Genomic DNA, 18,153 nt, shown 5'->3' with positions numbered 1-18,153 from the left:
GCCGGGTCGGACGCCGGCGGGTCGGACGCCGCCGGATCGGACGCCGCCGGGTCCGGCGCAGCCGGGTCCGCCGCCGCGGTGCGCGGGTAGACGGCCGTGGCCGTGAGACACCGTCGTACGGTCCTGGGGGCGTGGCTGCTCGCCGCGCTGCTGCTGGCCGCCGGGCTGGCCCTGTTCCGCGCCGACCGCACCGGATCCGGGGAACCCGCGGCCGTCCCGTGCCCGGACAGCGCCCTGGAGTGCCCGGGAGGATCCGCCGCGCCGCCCCCCGCCCCCGCGAGCCCCTCCGCCGGCACGCCGGCGAGCCCGTCCGCCTCCGGCCCGGCGAGCCCGTCACCCCCGCCGGGCGCCCCCTCCGCCCCTGCCTCACCGGGGCCGGGGGGAACCCCCACCGGGAACACCGCCTGCTCCTCGCCCGGTGCGTGCGGATTCCCCGACGCGCGGACCACCGGACCCCGTATCCCGCTGGAGCGGCACGACACGGGCAACATGTCCGTCAAGACCGACGGCACGGTCATCAGGGGCTGGGACATCCGCGGTTCGCTCGACGTCTACGCCAACGACGTCACCGTCATCGACAGCCGGATCACCTCCGCCAACTGGTGGGGGATCAACCTGCGCCCCGGTTTCAGCGGACTGAAGGTGCTGCACACCACCATCACCGCGGTACCGGGCGAGGGCCCCGACAACGGAGGGGTGAACTACGCCGTCTCGAACATGGGCGGCAGCTCCGTCGAGGTCGGCTGGTGCGACGTGTCCGTGTTCGGCAACGCCCTGTCCATGGGGCAGGGTGACCTGCACGACAACTACGTCCACGACATCGTCGCGTTCCGCAACCTGGGCGGCGAGTGGCAGCACACCGACGCCGTGATCAGCGGCGGCGGCAACAAGGGCCGGCTGACCGTCCGCCACAACACCCTGCTCAACCCCGTCCCCGTCGACCAGGGAGCCACCGCCGCCGTCGGCCTGTTCGCCGACACCGGGGTCGTCTCCTCCGTCGTCGTCGACCGCAACTGGCTGGCCGGGGGAGCGTACGCCCTCTACGGCGGCGGCCCCGGCGCGACCGGCATCCAGGTCACGGACAACGTCTTCTCCACCCAGTACCACCCGGCCGCCGGCGCGTACGGGGCGGTGACCGCCTGGAACGCGGGCGGCGCCGGGAACCTGTGGCGGGGCAACCGCATGTCCGACGGCAGACCCGTCGTCCCCGAACCCGCCCCCTGATCCCGCCCCGCCCGGCCTCCAGGCCCCGGCCCCGAACGAGAGGTCACGATGCGCCGCATCGCCCGCGCCCCCTGGGAACTGCTCAAGCGGGCCTTCGGCTGGCTGGTGCTCTTCGAAGCCCGGAACAAGGTCCTGCTCGCGCCCTCCGCCCTGCGGCTGCGCCGCTTCGAGGACGCCGAGACCACCCGGCTCGCCGCCTCCCTGGGGCGTCCCCCGACCGCGCTGGTCGCCACCGTGATCGCCACGCACCGTCGCCCCGAGGCCCTGCGGGCGGCCGTCCGCTCGGCGCTCGCCCAGACGGTGGCCGACCAGGTGGTCATCGTCGTCGACGACGGAGCCGGACTGGCCGGACTCCCCGACGATCCACGGCTGTTCGCGGTGTCCCTGGCCCACAACACGGCCACCGCCGGAGTCGTGCGCAACGTGGGGATCCGGCTGACCGGATCGCGGTACGTGGCGTTCCTGGACGACGACAACCTGTGGGAGCCCGACCACCTGGAACAGGCCCTCGCGGTGCTGGAGCCGTCCGGCGGCCCCGACGCCGTGTACACCGCGCTGCGCAGGGTGCTGCCCGACGGCTCCGAACGCGACGTCCTGTCGGTGCCGTTCGACCGCCGCCGGGCCGCCCACGAGGCGTTCCTCGACACCAACGCCTTCGTGGCCCGCCGCAACCGGTCCCTGTACTTCAGCCGGCTGCGGCGCACCCCCGAGGTGCTGCCCCGCGAGGACTGGGAGCTGATCCGCCGCTACAGCCGCCGGTACGAGGTGCGCCACCTGCCCCGGCCCACCGTGCGCTACCTCGTCAACCCGGAGAGCTTCTACACGGCCTGGGACGGTACACGGCCCTCCGGGTGACCCGTCCCCGGCGGCCGGCCGCCCCGCCCGTCAGGGCCCGGGGGTGGCGCGCAGCGCGGACCGGCCGGCCAGTGCCCGGGCGGCCGCCAGGCTCGCGGGCCGCCCGAGCAGCGCCCGGGAGGTCTCCCGCAACAGGACGGCCGCGCGGAACGCGGCGGTCGCCGCGGCCCCGTGCCTGCGCCCGTACAGCCGTACGCGGTTCAGGGTCAGCAGGGTCCACAGGCGCGGCGAGACCTGGGAGTCCCCGCCGAGGTGGGTCGCGGAGGCGGCGGGCTCCAGCCGGGTGGCGAAGCCGCGGTCGCCGGCCCGCAGGCAGTACTCGGTCTCCTCCGAGTAGAGGAAGAAGGACTCGTCCCAGACCCCGCAGGCGTCCAGGCAGTCCCGCGAGAGCGCCATCAGCGCGCCCGTCGCCCAGTCCGCGACCGTCGCCCGCTCGTACGCGGACGGGTCGGTGACCAGCTCGCTCCAGAGCGGGAAGCGGCCGGCCCGGCGGTTGCCCAGCACCGCTTCGCCGAGCGCCCGCGTGACGCGCGACTCGCGCCGCAGCGAGTACACGGGGACGCGGCCGCCCTCCTCGTACAGCAGCGGGACGCTGATCCCGACCCGGCCGCCGCCGTCCAGCGGGACGTCGAGGGCGTCCACGAGCAGCTTGGCGCAGCCCTGCCGCATCCGGATGTCGGGATTGCACACCAGGGCGGCCCCGAAGCCGCCCTCCCAGGCGGCGGCGGCCCCGAGGGCGGCGTTCACCCCGGCGGCGTAGCCGGCGTTCCGGCCGGTCTGGACGATCGTCGTGTCCGGGGCCAGGGAGCGGACCAGCTCCACCGTGCCGTCGGCCGAGTCGTTGTCGGCGACGACGAGGCGATAGTCGACCCCGGCCATGCCCTCCGGCAGGGACGCGAGGAACTCCGGCAGTACTTCGGCGCTGTTCCAGGTGACGACGAGGACGGCTACGGGGCCGCCGCGATCCGGGACGGGGCCTGAGGATCCGGGGCGCGGTGACCGGGCACGAGGGGAGCCGGGGTGGCGGGAGGGCATGGGGACTCCACGGTTCGGGGCTTCGGCGCCGCGCGCCGGATGAAGCCGAGGTAACTGCCTCCGGCGGCGATCGTCAGGAAGAACATCCCGGCGAACATCGGGAAGCTGAGGGCGTCGAAGGTGGCGGCGCTGACCAGGGAGACGAGGGCTGAGGCGAAGAACGCCTGCCCCAGCTCGCGGTCCGACTCGCCGCCGGCCAGCCGGCGGATGGCGCCGCCCTGGTGGATGCCGGTGAGGAAGAGCGCCAGGAGCGCGACCAGCCCCAGGAAGCCCATCTCGGCCAGCGTCAGCATGTACTGGTTGTCGGTGAAGAAGTACAGCTCGGGCAGGAAGGTGCCGAAGCCCTGCCCGAACAGCGGGCGTTCGTCGAGGTACGGGACGATCGCGCTGTACTTGACGGTGCGGGCCTGGGTGCTGCTGTCTGAGTTCGACAGGAAGGACCCGAACAACGTGGTGATGGTGCCGATCAGACCGGGGACGATGACCTTGAAGCAGGCCACCGAGCCCAGCAGCAGGCCGATCGCGGCCCACCGGCGCTCCGGCTTCCAGCGCACCACCATCACCAGGACCACGATGAGCACCCCGATGATGGACGTCCGCGACACCGTCAGCGGCAGGGCACCGCCCATCAGGACCACCGGCGCCCAGCGGCGCCGGCCGCTCAGGTGGCGGCGTACCGGATCGAACGCCTGCTGCACGGCGAACGGCAGCAGCAGGGCGAGCATCCCGCCGAACTCCAGGGGCTGCGCCGTCGTGGAGCGCGGCCGGGTGAACGAGCCGCGGTCCAGGGTGGTGATCTGGGCGACGCTCGACTGGAGTCCGGGGATGCTGATGCGGTCGGCGATGTTCGTCGCCGTGAAGAAGTCGTAGTAGCCGATGGCGGCGACCACCGCCCCCATCACCACGGCCCGGCGCAGCAGGACGTCCAGCCGCTCCCGGGACTGGATCCCGGCGGAGACCAGCACCACCAGCGAGACCCAGACCAGCAGCCCGATCAGGCCGCGGTCCGCCGCGAGGACCTCCTTGTGCGAGCTGCCCCGCGACGCGTTCGCCAGGTACGAGGCCAGCACCGCGACCGCCAGCAGGCACATCACCACCCGGGGCAGCCGGGTGCCCGGCGCCGGCCGGATCCGCCCGGTGATCCAGGTGGCCAGGTACCAGAACAGGCACAGGAGCGCGAACACGTTGGCCGGGGTCCCCACACCGCCCATGCCCGGCAGGGTCAGGTTCGAGGGGATGAAGAAGGCCAGCGCCAGGTAGCCGGTCAGCAGCGCGGTGGCGTCCAGCGGCCGGCCCCGAGGCCGTCTGCGGGGCCGCCGCGCCGGCGCCCCGGCCGGGGCCGGTTCGCCCGTCTCCGGGGCGGCCCCGCCCGTCTCCGGGGCGGTCCCGCGAGCCTCCGCGGCGGCCCTTCCGCGCCCGCGGCGCCGGGCGGCGAGCAGGCTCTCCGCGACGAAGGACAGCGCGAACCCGGCGGTGGTGCCCAGGATGACCACGCCCAGCACCTGCTGGTAGCGGCTCTTGAGCTGCGGGACGGGGGTCTGCGGCAGCACCACGGGGGCGGTCTGCACGAAGTACGCGGGCTGGACCTCCGCGGCCGCCTGGAGCGCGTTGAGCTGCTCCCCGGCGAAGGCCGTGAGCGTGCTCGTCTCCTCCAGCACCTTCGCCCGGTCGAAGCCGGTGACGGTGAGCGTCAGCATCGGCCCGGAGGTGTTCGCGGCGAACCCGACGGTGTAGGGGTCCGTGACGCCCAGGCCCTGGAGGGCGCGGGCCGCGTCCGTCCCCGACAGCGTCCTGATCAGCACGTCCGCCGTCACCACCAGCGAACCGCCCGCGTTGGAGATGGGATTGCCGAAGGCGGGGGCCAGTTCGGCCACCGCGGTGGAGTCGAGCAGCGCCACGGAACTCTGCGACTGGTAGGCCACCGGCACCGACCGGTACAGGTGCAGGCCCGCGAGGAGGCTCAGGACCGTCAGGGGAACCATCACGTACCAGCGACGGCGCAGGACCGCGCCTATCTCACCGAGGGTCATGAACACCCCCGCGATATAAGGGATTTGATGGCGATGTGAGCACTGAACTGCGAGGATCGACCGCGATGGAAGGAATCCCCTTGTCGCCTGGTGAGTTGGTCCGCGCGCTGCGTCGGCGCTGGTACGTCCTGGTCGTGGCGGTGGCGCTGGCCGCCGTCGGAGCCCACCAGGTGCTCCGCCCCTCCCCGACGTACCTGAGCTCGGCGATCGTCGTCCTCAAACCACCGGTGACCGGGAGCCAGCCGAACCAGCTCGCCAACCTCCAGCCCCCGCTCGCCGCCGTCTCCTACGCGGCCGTGCAGCAGCTGGAATCGGCGGCCGGAGCGGCCGAGTTGAGCGCCGCCGGGGTCGACGGCACGTACCGGCTGATCCCGCGCAACAGCGGCACCAGCGTCACCCCCCGCTACCTGATCCCCTCGCTCCAGGTCCAGGCCGAGCAGGCCGATCCCATGGCGGCGGACGAAACCGTGCGCGCGATCATCGAGGTGTACACGAAGCACCTCACGGACGCGCAGACGCAGCAGGGGATACCGGCCTCGGCGCGGATGAGCGTCACCGTCCTCGTACCGCCCACGGCCGTCGCCCAGAACGGGACGAAGAGCCGTGGGCTCGCCGGGACGGCGCTGCTCGCCGCGGTCGCCGGGGTGGTGGCGGCCCTGTGGACCGACCAGGTCCTGACGCGCCGCGGCCGGCGCCGGCGCCGAGGCGCCGACGCCGGCCCGGACCGGCCGGCCGGGGACCGGGTCCCGGCCGCCGCGGCGTCCCGCTGAGGCGGCGGGACGCCCGGCCGTCCGGACGGAACGGGCCGACCGGGTCGAACGGGTCCAACGGGTGGAACGGGTGAATCGGTGGTGCTGGCGGTTCATCAGATCCCTCGGCGCTTCCAGGACTTCCACCACAGCCACTCGCGGCCCCGGTCGGCGACGGCCGAGAGCACCAGCGGCTGGAGGTACGGCATGACGCGCGCCCCGACGCGCCGCCGCAGGCGCAGCGCCCGGTACTCGGCGAGCGCGGCGTAGCCGGGCAGGCACTCGGCGGCGAACGCCTCCAGCTCCTCGACCGGCACCACACCCGTGCGGCCCCGGTCGTACGCGCGGTAGGCGCGGCGCAGCGCGTACCGGGCGAGCCGGGTGCGGGCCGCGAGCGACAGCCGGCCGGCCTCCGGGAGCAGCCCGGCGCACTTGACGAGCACCGAGTCGAAGGCGACGAGGCGCTGGCGCAGGTCGTCGAGCTGGCCGCCGAAGTCCGTGGTGGACATGTTGTCGCCGTGGACGCGGTAGAACGCCTGGTCGGCGCCCCGGACGTAGCCCACGTCGGCATGCGCGGCGAGCCGCATCCACATCTCGATGTCCCCGGCGTGCGGGAGGTCCGGATCGTAGCCGCCGACCTTGCGCTGGAGGCTGGTGCGGACGACCACCTCGGGCGAGGTGATGCAGCCGGTGCCCTCCCGGAAGCGCCGCTCCAGCCACCACCGGCCGGGGTAGACCACCGAACCGGTGCTCCGGGTGCGGGCCGCGGGCAGCGGGCCGCCGTGCCGGAAGCGCAGCGGCCTGCCGTAGCAGAAGCCGGCCTCCGGATGCGCGTCGAGCAGGGCCGCGGCCCGGACCAGGGCCCCGGGGACGAGGCGGTCGTCCGCCGAGAGCAGGGCGACGTAGTCCCCGTCTGCCCACTCCAGCAGCCCTTCGTTGTACGTCGCGATGTGGCCCCGGTTCTGTGCGTGGACCCGTACCTCGATCCGCGGGTCCGCGGCCGCCAGGGCGCGGGCGACGTCCGCGGAGTCGTCGGGGGAGGCGTCGTCGATGATCAGCACCCGGACGTCGACGCCCTCCTGTTCGTCCAGGACGCTCTTGACGCAGTCGGCCAGGAAGTGGCCGTACTTGTAGCAGGGGATCACCACGCTGACGGTGCTCACTGGCCGGACACCTCCGTGGAGCCGTCCGTCTGGACGCCGGACGGCGGCATGGTGGTGAACACGGGGCCGACCCAGTAGTTCACCGATCCGAAGGTGTTCGTCGGGAAGGCCGTGGCCGCCCCGTACTTGTAGAGGCCATTGGCGCCGCCGCTCCCGTCGGCCGGTGCCACCAGCGGGTAGGAGCGGTGCGCGGCGCCGAAGTAGCCGCCGTCCACCGAGTACCTGCCGTTCGGGGCGTGGTAGGAGGCCACGTACGTGGTGCCCGCGGTGATCGGGACCGGTGTGGTGAAGTGGAGCTGCTGCCAGCCCGACAGGGTCTCGCTGCCGAACGTGCCGGTGGCGAGGAGCGTGCCGGTGGCGGACCACAGGCTGCCGGTGTGGACGCCGGTGTTGCCGGGGCCCTTGTAGAAGGTGACGCCGGTGACGTAGCCGCTCACCGCGGACTGGAAACGGGTTCCCAGCTCCACCGAGTTGGTGTCGTCGCCCACGTTGGCGGTGCTCGGCTGGGCGGTGGGCCCCCACAGGGTGCACGGGCAGGTCACCGCGGGCGGACTCGCGCTGGTGGTGAAGTTCCACGTCAGCGGGGCCGCCATGGCGTTGCCCCACAGGTCGGAGGCTTGTACGGACGCCGTGTAGGTGGTGTTCAGGCCCAGTTCGCCCGACGGGGTGAAGGTCGCGCTGTTCGCGGCGCTGAGCACCTTCGTGCCCGGGATGGTGGCGCCGCCCGCGTCCTTCAGGGTGAACACCAGCGTGTCCGCGTCGATGCCCTCGCTGAAGGTGGCCTTCACGGCCGCCGTGATCGCGGTGCCGGTCGCCGAGGACTGCGGCGTGGTCGAGGTCACCGTCGGCGGAGTGGTACTCGCCGTGGCGGTGTCCAGGACCGCGTCCACCCAGTAGTTGCTGCCGGCCGAGGCCGTGGACGGGAAGCCGCCCGTGCCGCTGTAGCGGTAGACGCCATTGCCGCCGTCGGTGCCGGTGCGCAGCGCGGTGAGCGGGGCCAGCCCCGCGTCACCGCCCGCGAAGGTGGTGTCGAAGGAGTAGCCGCCGTTCGGAGCGAAGTAGGAGGCGATGTACGTGGTGTTCGCCTTGACCGGGACCGGTGAGGGGAAGTTCAGCTGCTGCCAGCCGGACGCCGTCTCGTTGGTGAAGGTGCCGGTGGCCAGGCGCTGGCCGGAGCTGCTCCACAGGCTGCCCGTGTGGGTGCCGGTGTTGGCCGGGGACTTGTAGAAGCGGACCCCGGTGATCGAGCCGGGCGCCGACGAGCGGATCTTCACTCCGAGTTCGACCGCGCTGCCGTCACCCGCGTTGACCGTGCCGGGTACGGCCGCGGCCGGCCAGACGGTGCAGGGGCACTGCTGGGGACCCACGGTCAGCGGCACGGTGGTCGTGGTGCCCATGTTGACGCTGTCGTCCACCGCGCGCACCTTGATCTGCGCGGATCCGGGGACGGTCGGAGTCCACTTGTAGCTCCAGGACCCGATGCCCGTGGTGGCCTTCCAGGTGGTCCCGCCGTCGGTGGAGACCTCCACGCGGGCCACCACGCCGCCGCCGCTGTCGCCGGCGGTGCCGGTGATGGTCACGGGCCGCAGCGCGGGCACGGTGGCGTTCGCCGCCGGGCTCGTCACCGTGATGACCGGGCCCGTGGTGTCGGCGGAGGCGGTCGCGGCGATCAGGTCGCCCTGCAGGGACTTGGGCTGAACGCCCATGTCGGCGAACACGTTCACCGTGGCCTGCTGCATGCGCTTGTCGGCGGTGACCACCGCGTCGTCCGGATTGCCGGTCGGCATGTTCGTCAGGCCCCAGGACCACTGCACCGTGCCCGACCCGAAGACCAGCGCGCGGGAGACCGGGTCGCGGAAGGCGACCAGGCTGTGCGTCGCGGTGCCGTTGCCGTACGTGTTGCCGTAGTCCAGCCGGAGCTTGCCGTCGTTGATGTCCACCGTGGTCGACGACATCTGGATCTGGCCCGGCGGCCGGTGACCGTCCTCCACGTCACTGTCCCACTCGTAGCCGAGCGTGCCGGCCGGGAACGTGGCGGTCTGGGCGGGGGTGAGGTTCGCGACGGTCGTGCCCCGCCACAGCCGCATCTTCGCGAAGGCGCCCGGCACGGTGATCGCGTCACTGCGGTAGCCGTTCACGCTGAACAGCGAGCCCGTCAGCTGGTTCTGCGGCTGGAACGGCCGCCCGTTGGCGGCGCTGGCCGGGTCCATGAACGTACCCGTCCAGATGCCGCTCGGGTCGGGGATGCCGTTCGGCTGGGGGAAGGACAGCTTGGTCTCCTTGTAGCAGACCAGCGTCCGGTTGGCGGTGTTGGCGCCGTCGATACTCGGCGCCAGGCGGGTCTTCCAGAACACCTCGTTGCCGGCGAAGTACGTCTGGTGCTGTCCGGCACGGCGCGCGTTCAGCGCGTTCGTGAACTGGTCCTGCGTCCAGTACTCGTCGTGCCCGGACGACATGAACACCTTGTGGTTGCCCAGCTGAGCCGCGCCACGGGTCGACATGTCGATGCCGGACATGTAGCTGACGTCGTAGCCGTTGCGTTCCAGCCAGGCGATCATCTGGAACTCGGACCCGTAGATCCCGTTCTCCCCGCCGATGTCCATCGGCCGGTTGTAGCTGACCTCGTACGCCCGACCGTCCGGGGCGGGCCCGCCGCCGTCGTACAGGTCCTGGCCGCCGTAGTTGTTGTACGCCTGCCACGTCTGGTCGGCGGTCTGCACCAGGATGTCGGAGTGGCTGGCGTCGTTGCGGACCACGAACGGATAGGGCATCACGCCGTTGCCGTCCGCCTGGTCGAAGTTGGCCACGTAGAGACCGGACACGGCGTCGGCCGGCACGCTCCACGTCGCGGTCACCGGCCAGTTGCCGCAGTCGACCAGCCCCGTGGACGGCTTGGTGGTGCAGCTGCGCGGACTGCCGCCCGGTGCGAAGTTCGCCGGGTACGTCTGGGCCGCCTGCGCCGGGGTCGACAGCATGCGGGCCCCGTCGCCCCCGTAGTGGCCCAGCCGGTAGACCGAGACCTTGTACGCGGTCGGCGACTGGACCTTGAACTGGACGGTTTCGCCCGCCTGGACGCTCATCTGGGCGCTGAAGCCCTTGATGTCGCCGTAGGCGCTGGGAGCGAACCAGTCGGACATCGGCGTGCCCGGTTTGGAGTTCTCGCACACGATCGCGTTCGAGCCCGGACCGCAGGGGTCGGCCGCACCGGCCACCGCGGACGGAGGTAACACCGTGGCCATCAGGGTCGCGACCACGGTGAAGAAGCCGTACCGGAGCAGCCTTGTCCGTCTGTTCATCTGTACCTCTGTACCTTTTGGTTGCGTCAGCGCAGGGCGTTGGTGAGCGCGTCCACGACCCGCTGCTGTTGAGCGGCGGTGATCTGCGGGAAGAGCGGCAGGGAGAGCATCCGGTCCGCGGCCCGCTCGGCGTGCGGGAAGTCGCCCCGGACATGGCCGAGGTGCCGGAAGGCCGGGGTGAGGTGGACGGGCGCCGGATAGTGCACGCCGGCGCCGATCCCCTCCGCGTTGAGCTTGCCGACGACGGCGTCGCGGTCGGCGCCGTCGACCCGTACGACGTACAGGTGCCACACGTGGACGTTGCCGTCCGCGGTGACCGGCAGGGTCACGCGCCCGGCGGCCGCCAGGCCGCCCAGCAGCGCGTCGTACCGGGCGGCGGCGGCCCGGCGGGCCGCGTTGCCGTCGGCGAGCCGGGCCAGCTTCGCCCGCAGGACCACGGCCTGCAGACCGTCGAGCCGGCTGTTGAAACCGGGCACGTCGTGGCGGTACTTGGCGACCCCGCCGTGGTTGGCCAGCGCCCGTACCAGGTCCGCCGCCTCCTCGTCGTCGGTCACCACCGCGCCCGCGTCGCCGTACGCGCCCAGGTTCTTGCCCGGGTAGAAGCTCGTCGCCGCGATGGTGCCGCTGCCGGCGGAGCGGCCGTCGCGGGTCGCGCCCTGGCTCTGCGCGGCGTCCTCGACGACCCTGACGTGCGCCGGCAGCCCCGCCGTGAGCGCCGCGGTGTCGGCGCACTGCCCGTACAGGTGCACGGGGACCACGGCGCGCGTCGCTGTCCCGACCGCGTCGAGCGCGGCCGCGGGATCCAGCAGCAGGGTGTCGGGCAGGCAGTCGGCCAGCACCGGCCGGGCGCCGATGCGGGCGACGGCGCCCGCCGTGGCGATGAAGGTGTTCGCGGGCAGCACCACCTCGTCGCCCACCCCCACCCCGCTCGCGCGCAGGGCCAGTTCGAGGGCGTCGGTGCCGTTGGCGACCCCCACGCAGTGCCGCACCCCGGCGAACCCGGCGTACTCGCGCTCGAACGCGCGGACCTCCTCACCGCCGATGAAGGCGGTGCCGGCCAGCACGCGGTCGAAACCGGCGCGCACCTCCGCGGCGACCTCGGCGTGCGCCGCCTTCAGGTCGACGAGCGGTATCTGGTTCATGTGACTGGACTCCCCATCCGTGTCTCCGGCCGCCGGCCGGTCTCCTGCCCGTCGGCCCGCAGCTCGTCGAGCGCCGGACCACCCGCCCCGCGCAGCCGGCGGGCGGGGCTCCCGGCCCACACCTCGCCGGGCGGCACGTCGGACAGGACCGTGCTTCCCATCCCGGTCAGCGACCAGGCGCCGACCGTCGCGTACTCGCGGACCAGCGCGCCCGCGCCCACGTACGCCCCGCGCCCCACCCGCACTCCGCCGCCGAGCCGGACCCCCGAGGCCAGCGTGGCGAAGTCCCCGACGGCGTCGTCGTGGGTGAGGACCACCTGCGGCATCACCGCCACGTGCGACCCGACCCGTACGCCCGCGGTCAGCACGCTGTGCGCGAGCAGCACCGAGCCCACCCCGAGCGCCGAGGACCGGGACACCACCGCCGTGGGGTGGACCACCGTCGCGTACCGGTTCACGGGCAGTCCCAGCCGCCGCACCAGCCGCGCCCGCACCGCGTAGTCGCGCGGACTGCCGACGCAGACCACCACCCGGGCCGGCCACAGCTCGTGCACCCGGTCGCAGCCGCCGAGCACCGGCACTCCGTCCACCTCCGCGCCGTCCAGCGCCGGATCGTCGTCGAGGTGGCCGAGGAGCCGCCAGCGCGGGGCGGACCCGTACGCCAGGTCGGCGGCGGTCACGTCCCGTACGGCCTGCGCGGTCTCCCGCGCGAACCCGCCCGCGCCGACGATCAGCAGGTCCTCGGTGACCTGGGGCCCGCTCACCGGGCCGCCTGGTCGCGGAGCACCGCCACCACCCGGTCCTGCTGGGCCTCGGTCATGGTGTGGAACAACGGCAGGATCAGCGAGCCGAGGCTGATCCGCTCGGTCACCGGCAGCGCCGCCGCGCCGTGCCCGGCGTACGCCGGCTCCAGGTGCGAGGCCATGATCCCGCGCCGGGCCGAGATCCCCGCCTCGGACAGCACGGCCAGCAGCTCGTCCCGGCCGACCGGGAAGTCCGCCGCCAGCAGCACCCAGTACGACTGGAAGTTGCCCTCCCCGTGCGCCGGGTCCCGGACGGGACGCAGGCCCGGTACGTCCCGCAGCAGCTCCGCGTACCGGGCGGCCAGCTCCCGCCGCCGGGCCACGATCGCGTCGAGCCTGCCGAGCTGGACCAGGCCGACCGCGGCCTGGATGTCGGTCATCCGGTAGTTGTAGCCGACCTCCAGGTAGCTTTCGGCGATCGGCTTGCCGCTCGCGTGCCGCTGCGCGGCGGACACGTTCATGCCGTGCTCGCGCAGCCGGCGCAGCCGCTCCGCCCACCGGGCGTCGTCCGTGGTCACCATGCCGCCCTCGCCGGTGGTGATCACCTTGCGGGGGTGGAAGGACCAGGCCGCGAGCAGCGCGCCGTGACCGACGGACTTGCCCCCGACGGTCGCGCCGATGCCGCAGGCGGCGTCCTCCACCAGCGGAACCCCCCAGTCGGCGCACGCCGCGCGCAGCGCGTGCACGTCGGCGGGCACACCCCCCTGGTGGACGGCGAGCACCGCCCGCGTCCTGGGGGTGCGGACCGCGTCGACGGTGGCCGGCGTCAGGTTGCCGGTGGCCTCCTCGACGTCCGCGAAGACCGGCTCGGCCCCCACGTAGCGGACGGCGTTGGCGGTGGCGATGAACGACAGCGACGGGACGACCACCTCGTCGCCCGGACCGAGGTCCAGGGCGATCAGCGCCAGGTGCAGGGCGGTGGTGCACGAACTCACCGCGATGCCGTGCTCGGCGCCCACGCGCTCGGCGAAGGCCCGCTCGAACGCGGCCACCCGCGGGCCCTGGGCGACCCAGCCGGAGAGCACCGCGTCGGCGGCGGCCCGCGCCTCCTCCTCGCCCAGCCACGGCACCATGACCGGGATCCGGACCGGGGCGGTGTCAGGGGCGGTGTCCGGGGCCGCGGTGTCCGGGGACGCCGGCGCCGCGTCCGGGGCGCTCATCGGTCCGCGCCGGCGGTGGCGGGGTCCGCGGCCGCGTCGGCGGCGCGCTCGGCCCGCCACCACTCCACCAGGTCCCGCAGCCCGCCGCGCAGGTCGATCTCCGCGGTGAAGCCGAGGCGCTGCGCGGCCCGCGAGGTGTCGGCGAGCCGCCGGTTCACCCCGTTCACCGCGCGGGCCGGCCCGTGCTCCGGCACCAGCCCGTCCGCGTCCATCGCCTCCAGCAGGCCGAGCGCGAGGTCGAGCAGGCTGGTCTCGGTCCCGCTCGCGACGTTGAACACCTCGTCGGTCAGGTCCGACTCCGCGGCCAGCAGGTTGGCCCGCGCGATGTCCCTGACGTGTACGAAGTCCATCGTCTGGGTGCCGTCGCCGAGGATCAGCGGCGGTTCGCCCGCGGCGATCCGCTCCATCCAGCGGATGAGCACCTCGGTGTACAGCCCGTGGATGTCCATCCGGGGCCCGTACACGTTGAAGTAGCGCAGCGCGACGTAGTCCAGCCCGTACATCGCGTGGAAGCTGCGCAGCACCCCCTCGTTGAAGGCTTTCGCGGCGCCGTAGAAGGTGTCGTTGGCGTACGGGTGGTGGCGCTCGGTGGTCGGGAAGGTCTCGGCCAGGCCGTACACCGAGGCCGAGGACGAGGCGATCACCTTGCCCACGCCCGCGGCGGCGGCCGCCTCCAGCACGTTGAACGTGCCGTCGACCATGACCTCGTTCGCCAGCCGCGGCTCTTCCGCGCACTGGGTGATCCGGATCGCGGCGAGGTGGAACACCAGGTCGGCGCCCTCGGTCGCCTTGCGCACCGCGGCCACGTCGCGGATGTCGCCCTCGACGACGTCCACCACGCCGCTCGGCAGGGCGCGGGCCAGGTTGGCGGTCCGCCCCCGCACGAAGTTGTCGAGCACCACGATCTCGCGTGCCCCGTTGTCCACCAGGAGGTCCACCAGGTGCGAGCCGATCGTGCCCGCTCCGCCGGTGACCAGAATCCTCTTGCCTCGTACGCTGCTCAACGCCCTGCCCCTACTGAGTCGGTCATGGTGTTCCCTGTGGTGCCCGGCCGTCGCCGCGGCCGCGACGGTCACCGCCGCGGCCGGCGTGACGGCCGGCGCTGTGGCGGTGTGACGGCCGGTGTCGAGCCCGGTGTGGAGGCCGGTGTGACGGCCGGCGTGCTGGATGGGCGAACGGTCAGCGTCCGGTGCGCAGTCCGACGACCGCGCCGCGGAACTCCAGGCTCCGGGAGGCCGCTTCCAGGATGTCCAGCACCTGGAGCCCCGCCCGGCCGTCGGTCAGCGCGGGCCGGCCGTTCCTGATCGCGGCGGAGAACTCCTCGACCATGCTGCGCAGGGCCTCCTTCTCGCCGAGCGCGGGCGCCACCATGTCGCCGGACCGGTAGGAGACGAGCATGTCGCGGCGCTCGTCCGCACCGATCTCCTGCGGGGCGGTCAGATCCACGCCCCGGTCGAACACCGCCACGCGCTGGGTGGGGTTGAGGTCGTCCCACACCAGGGTGCGCTTGGATCCGCCGACCATGGTGGTGCGCACCTTCGTCGGGGACAGCCAGTTGACGTGCACGTGGGCGATGGCCCCGTTGTTGAGCTGGAGCGTCAGATAGGCCACGCAGGACTGCCCGGCCCCGATGGGATCGGCTCCGTGCGCGGCGACCGCGACCGGCCGGACGTGGTCCGGGAGGATGAAGTCGAGGACCGAGAGGTCGTGGGGGGCCAGGTCCCACAGCACGTCGATGTCCTTCTGGACCAGCCCCAGGTTGATCCGGACCGAGTCGAAGAACTGGATGTCGCCGAGTTCGCCGGAGCGGACCATCTCGCGGATCCGCCCCACCGCGGGGGTGTAGCAGTAGGTGTGGTCGCACATCAGGGTGAGGCCGCGTTCCTCGGCCTCGTTCACCAGCCGCAGCCCGTCTTCGTACGTGGCGGCGAGGGGCTTCTCCACGAGGACGTGTTTGCCGGCGCGCAGCGCGGCCAGTGCCACGTCCAGGTGGGTGCCGGCCGGGGTGGCCACGGCGACGGCGTCGACGGCCGGGTCGGCGAGGACCGCCGCGTAGTCCGAGGTCGCCTGCACGGTGGAGTACCCGCCGAGCACCTTCCGGGCCCGGTCCTCGTCGAGGTCGCAGAGCCAGCGCAGCCGGAACTCCGGACTCGACTGGAAGTTGCGGACGAGATTGGGCCCCCAGTACCCGGCGCCTACCACGGCGACGCCTAACGGCCCGGCGTGCTCCCGGCCGGCGGCGCCGGCGTCCTGTCCCGCGTCCTTGGCGGTGTCCTTCACAGCGTTCCCCTTCCCTCCGCGCACGCCGACCGGCGTGCGCCCATCTCATGGCCGGGGACGCGTGCGAAGGAAGGAGGTGCCGTCGACGGCAGGCCGGACGCTTGCGCGACCGTGCGTGCCCCTTCAACGGTGATGGCCCCCCACAACCGATGCCCTGCGTGTTCCGCGTACTCGCGCCCCCCGGCCGTCCGGCACCCCGCGCCGGTCCGCCCGTCGGCCGTGCCGCCTGTTCCCCCAAGCGACGCGCCCGTACCGTCCTGCGTGATCTTTCGTGCGTGTGCTGCGTGTGCTGCGTGTGCTGCGTGTGCTGCATGTGTTGGGTGTGCTGCGTGTGGTGCTGTGTGTGTTGCTCGTGCCGCACGTGCTGTGTACTGCGCGAACCGTGCTGTGTGTCCGTCCGGTCCGGATTGCTCCCGGCGTCGCCGAAGCGCGCCGAATCGGCTCGGCTTCGCTCAATCTAGACCACCGGGCCTACGCCCGGGGAGAGTTGAGGGAAACGCTCGGTGCGGGTGTGCGGGCGTGCATACTTCCCGGGTGACCAGCATCGTGATCCCGGCCCACAACGAGGGGCGGGTCATCGGCCGGCTCCTCGACGCCCTCCTGGCGGAGGCCCCCGCGGGCCCGTCGGCGCGGGCCTCCGGGGCCGAGGAAACCGACATAGTCGTCGTCTGCAACGGCTGTACGGACGACACCGCCCGGGTGGCGGGCGCGCGCGGACCCCGCGTACGGGTCGTGGAGATCCCGACCCCTTCCAAACACACGGCACTTCGGGTCGGCGACGAGCACGCCCGGGGGTTCCCCCGGCTCTATGTGGACGCCGACGTCGTCGTCGGGGCAGCCGATGTACGGGAGTTGGCCGCCGCCCTCGCCGGAAGTCCGGAGCTGCTCGCCGCCGCCCCAGGCCGGGAGATACCGCTGACCGGCTGCGCCTGGCCGGTGCGCGCGTACTACCGGGTGTGGCAACGGCTCCCGGCCGTCCGTGAGGGATTGTTCGGGCGGGGGGTCATCGCGGTGTCCGAGCCCGGGCATGCGCGGATCGCGGCGCTGCCCCCGCTGATGGCCGACGACCTGGCCGCGTCCCTGGCCTTCGGGCCGGGGGAGCGGCGGGTGGTGGAGTCGGCCCGGGTCGTCGTCCATCCGCCGCGCACGTGGTCCGACCTCGTCAAGCGCCGTATCCGCGCGGCGACTTCGTCCGCCGAGCTGGAGCACTTCCAGGCGTCGCGACCGGCCGGCGGTCCGGACGGGCCGGGTGGCCCGGAGTCGCTGTCCGAGCCGTCCGCGCGCACCAGCACGGCCGATCTGCGCGCCCTGCTGAGGGCCCAGCCGCGGCTGCTGCCCGGAGCCGTGGTGTTCGTCGTGGCGGCACTCGCGGCCCGCCGGGGATCGCGCAAGGCCATCCGGAACCAAGACTTCTCCACCTGGCTGCGGGACGAGAGCAGCCGCCAGGGCTGAGAGGAGCGCGTGCGGCGGGGCCGCGGGGGCCGGCCGAATTGCCTCGTACGCACCTCTGTTGCCCTGTACGACCACTATGGTTCCACTCGCGCGTTCGAGTGCGCGTGTCCGAGACCGTCGCCATCGGGAGCTCCAGAGCATGTACCTCGCGGACCGCTCCGCGCCCGTGCCCGTCGGCGCGAAGCCCGCGCCGGGACGGGGACCCGTCCGTGCCCGGGCCGTCGCCCCGGCCGTCCTCGCGCTGGGCACGGTCAGTCTGATCACCGACATCTCCTCCGAGATGGTCACGGCGGTCCTGCCCCTGTACCTGATCGCGGGCCTGGGACTGAGCCCCCTCGGATTCGGCGCGCTCGACGGCGTCTACAACGGGGTCAGCGCCCTGGTGCAGCTGACCGGAGGGCACCTCGCGGACCGGGTCCGCAACCACAAGCTGATCGCCGGGATCGGGTACGGCCTGTCCGCCCTCTGCAAACCGCTGCTGCTGCTCGCGCACAGCCTGGGGCCGGTGGGTGTGGTCCTCGCGCTGGAACGCACCGGCAAGGGTCTGCGCACCGCGCCGCGCGACGCGCTGATATCCCTGTCCACGCCGGCGGAGTTACAGGGACGCGCCTTCGGCGTCCACCGGGCCATGGACACCACGGGGGCGCTGCTGGGGCCCCTCGCCGCGTTCTTCATCCTGAACGCGGCGGTCGGCGGCTACGACGCGGTGTTCGGGGTGAGCGCCTGCGTGGCGGTCCTGGGCGTGGTGGTGCTCGTGCTGTTCGTGCCGTCCGGCGGCGGCAGCGCCGCCGTGGGCGCGGACGGCGTGCCCGCGCCCGCCGCGGGCAGTACCGGCGCGGGTGGTGCCGGCGTGGCCCTGCCGGCCCCGTCGCCCCCGCGCGGTGCCCACGCCGGACGGGCCGTCGCCGCACGCCCCGCCGCATGCCCGGCGGCCCCGAAACCGCCCGCGGCGGGCGCACTGCCC

14 protein-coding genes are annotated in these 18,153 nt (G+C 73.4%); 5 read left to right on the top strand and 9 right to left on the bottom strand.

Annotated elements, in window-relative coordinates:
- The first annotated feature begins 102 nt into the window (after positions 1 to 102).
- Both ABT106_RS25120 and ABT106_RS25115 read left to right on the top strand, forming a co-directional pair.
- Entirely contained in the window at positions 103 to 1,224 is a 1,122-nt protein-coding gene (locus ABT106_RS25120; RefSeq protein ID WP_351281382.1) for a hypothetical protein, read from the top strand.
- Positions 1,225 to 1,272: 48 nt separating this feature from the next.
- Complete coding sequence (locus ABT106_RS25115) at positions 1,273 to 2,079, top strand: glycosyltransferase family 2 protein (protein ID WP_351281380.1); 807 nt, start codon at positions 1,273 to 1,275, stop codon at positions 2,077 to 2,079.
- A 30-nt stretch (positions 2,080 to 2,109) separates the two neighbouring features.
- Here the strand turns inward: ABT106_RS25115 and ABT106_RS25110 are convergent, their stop codons facing one another.
- Positions 2,110 to 3,114, bottom strand: coding sequence for a glycosyltransferase (locus ABT106_RS25110; RefSeq protein WP_351281377.1), 1,005 nt, complete (start codon positions 3,112 to 3,114; stop codon positions 2,110 to 2,112).
- The gene (locus ABT106_RS25105) at positions 3,027 to 5,144 is read right to left on the bottom strand and encodes an O-antigen ligase family protein (protein ID WP_351281375.1); all 2,118 of its coding nucleotides are present in this window, start codon (positions 5,142 to 5,144) and stop codon (positions 3,027 to 3,029) included. Before ABT106_RS25105 ends, ABT106_RS25110 begins: the two co-directional genes overlap by 88 nt.
- An 80-nt stretch (positions 5,145 to 5,224) precedes the next feature.
- Between ABT106_RS25105 and ABT106_RS25100 the strand changes: the two genes are divergently transcribed.
- Positions 5,225 to 5,914 (top strand): hypothetical protein, encoded by a 690-nt coding sequence (locus ABT106_RS25100; protein WP_351281372.1) that lies wholly within the window; start codon positions 5,225 to 5,227, stop codon positions 5,912 to 5,914.
- A gap of 95 nt (positions 5,915 to 6,009) precedes the next feature.
- On the opposite strand, the gene ABT106_RS25095 is transcribed toward ABT106_RS25100, so the two are convergent.
- The 7 genes from ABT106_RS25095 to ABT106_RS25065 form a co-directional block, all read right to left on the bottom strand.
- Positions 6,010 to 7,056, bottom strand: a complete 1,047-nt coding sequence (locus ABT106_RS25095) for a glycosyltransferase (protein ID WP_351281370.1) — start codon at positions 7,054 to 7,056, stop codon at positions 6,010 to 6,012.
- Positions 7,053 to 10,352 (bottom strand): DUF4082 domain-containing protein, encoded by a 3,300-nt coding sequence (locus ABT106_RS25090; RefSeq protein ID WP_351281367.1) that lies wholly within the window; start codon positions 10,350 to 10,352, stop codon positions 7,053 to 7,055. Before ABT106_RS25090 ends, ABT106_RS25095 begins: the two co-directional genes overlap by 4 nt.
- A 26-nt stretch (positions 10,353 to 10,378) precedes the next feature.
- Positions 10,379 to 11,494 carry a DegT/DnrJ/EryC1/StrS family aminotransferase gene (locus tag ABT106_RS25085; protein WP_351281364.1) on the bottom strand — a complete coding sequence of 372 codons (1,116 nt, stop codon included), beginning with the start codon at positions 11,492 to 11,494 and terminating at the stop codon, positions 10,379 to 10,381.
- Positions 11,491 to 12,258, bottom strand: coding sequence for a NeuD/PglB/VioB family sugar acetyltransferase (locus ABT106_RS25080; RefSeq protein WP_351281361.1), 768 nt, complete (start codon positions 12,256 to 12,258; stop codon positions 11,491 to 11,493). Before ABT106_RS25080 ends, ABT106_RS25085 begins: the two co-directional genes overlap by 4 nt.
- Complete coding sequence (locus tag ABT106_RS25075) at positions 12,255 to 13,457, bottom strand: DegT/DnrJ/EryC1/StrS family aminotransferase (RefSeq protein WP_351281358.1); 1,203 nt, start codon at positions 13,455 to 13,457, stop codon at positions 12,255 to 12,257. Before ABT106_RS25075 ends, ABT106_RS25080 begins: the two co-directional genes overlap by 4 nt.
- Positions 13,454 to 14,461: an NAD-dependent epimerase/dehydratase family protein gene (locus tag ABT106_RS25070; protein WP_351281356.1), complete on the bottom strand. Its 1,008-nt coding sequence runs from the start codon at positions 14,459 to 14,461 to the stop codon at positions 13,454 to 13,456. Before ABT106_RS25070 ends, ABT106_RS25075 begins: the two co-directional genes overlap by 4 nt.
- Positions 14,462 to 14,636: 175 nt before the next feature.
- A complete protein-coding gene (locus ABT106_RS25065; RefSeq protein ID WP_351281353.1) occupies positions 14,637 to 15,737 on the bottom strand; it encodes a Gfo/Idh/MocA family protein in 1,101 nt (366 codons plus the stop codon).
- Between the two features lie 534 nt (positions 15,738 to 16,271).
- Here ABT106_RS25065 and ABT106_RS25060 point away from each other — a divergent pair.
- Positions 16,272 to 17,189: a glycosyltransferase family 2 protein gene (locus ABT106_RS25060; RefSeq protein ID WP_351281350.1), complete on the top strand. Its 918-nt coding sequence runs from the start codon at positions 16,272 to 16,274 to the stop codon at positions 17,187 to 17,189.
- A gap of 139 nt (positions 17,190 to 17,328) precedes the next feature.
- A partial coding sequence (locus ABT106_RS25055) for an MFS transporter (protein ID WP_351281348.1) occupies positions 17,329 to 18,153 on the top strand: 825 nt, incomplete at its 3' end.

Source organism: Streptomyces sp. NPDC002044 (genome assembly GCF_040296725.1).
In the GTDB taxonomy this organism is placed as follows: Bacteria; Actinomycetota; Actinomycetes; order Streptomycetales; family Streptomycetaceae; genus Streptomyces; species Streptomyces antarcticus.
The sequence above is the reverse complement of the archived record's forward strand: the minus strand, read 5'-3'. Positions and strand labels throughout refer to the sequence as shown.

Excerpts from the sequence above, each read along its gene's own strand:
- ABT106_RS25090 (WP_351281367.1), bottom strand. The coding sequence starts at position 10,352 with ATGAACAGACGGACAAGGCTGCTCCGGTACGGCTTCTTCACCGTGGTC.
- ABT106_RS25085 (WP_351281364.1), bottom strand. The coding sequence starts at position 11,494 with ATGAACCAGATACCGCTCGTCGACCTGAAGGCGGCGCACGCCGAGGTC.
- ABT106_RS25105 (WP_351281375.1), bottom strand. The coding sequence starts at position 5,144 with ATGACCCTCGGTGAGATAGGCGCGGTCCTGCGCCGTCGCTGGTACGTG.
- ABT106_RS25115 (WP_351281380.1), top strand. The coding sequence starts at position 1,273 with ATGCGCCGCATCGCCCGCGCCCCCTGGGAACTGCTCAAGCGGGCCTTC.
- ABT106_RS25075 (WP_351281358.1), bottom strand. The coding sequence starts at position 13,457 with ATGAGCGCCCCGGACGCGGCGCCGGCGTCCCCGGACACCGCGGCCCCG.
- ABT106_RS25110 (WP_351281377.1), bottom strand. The coding sequence starts at position 3,114 with ATGCCCTCCCGCCACCCCGGCTCCCCTCGTGCCCGGTCACCGCGCCCC.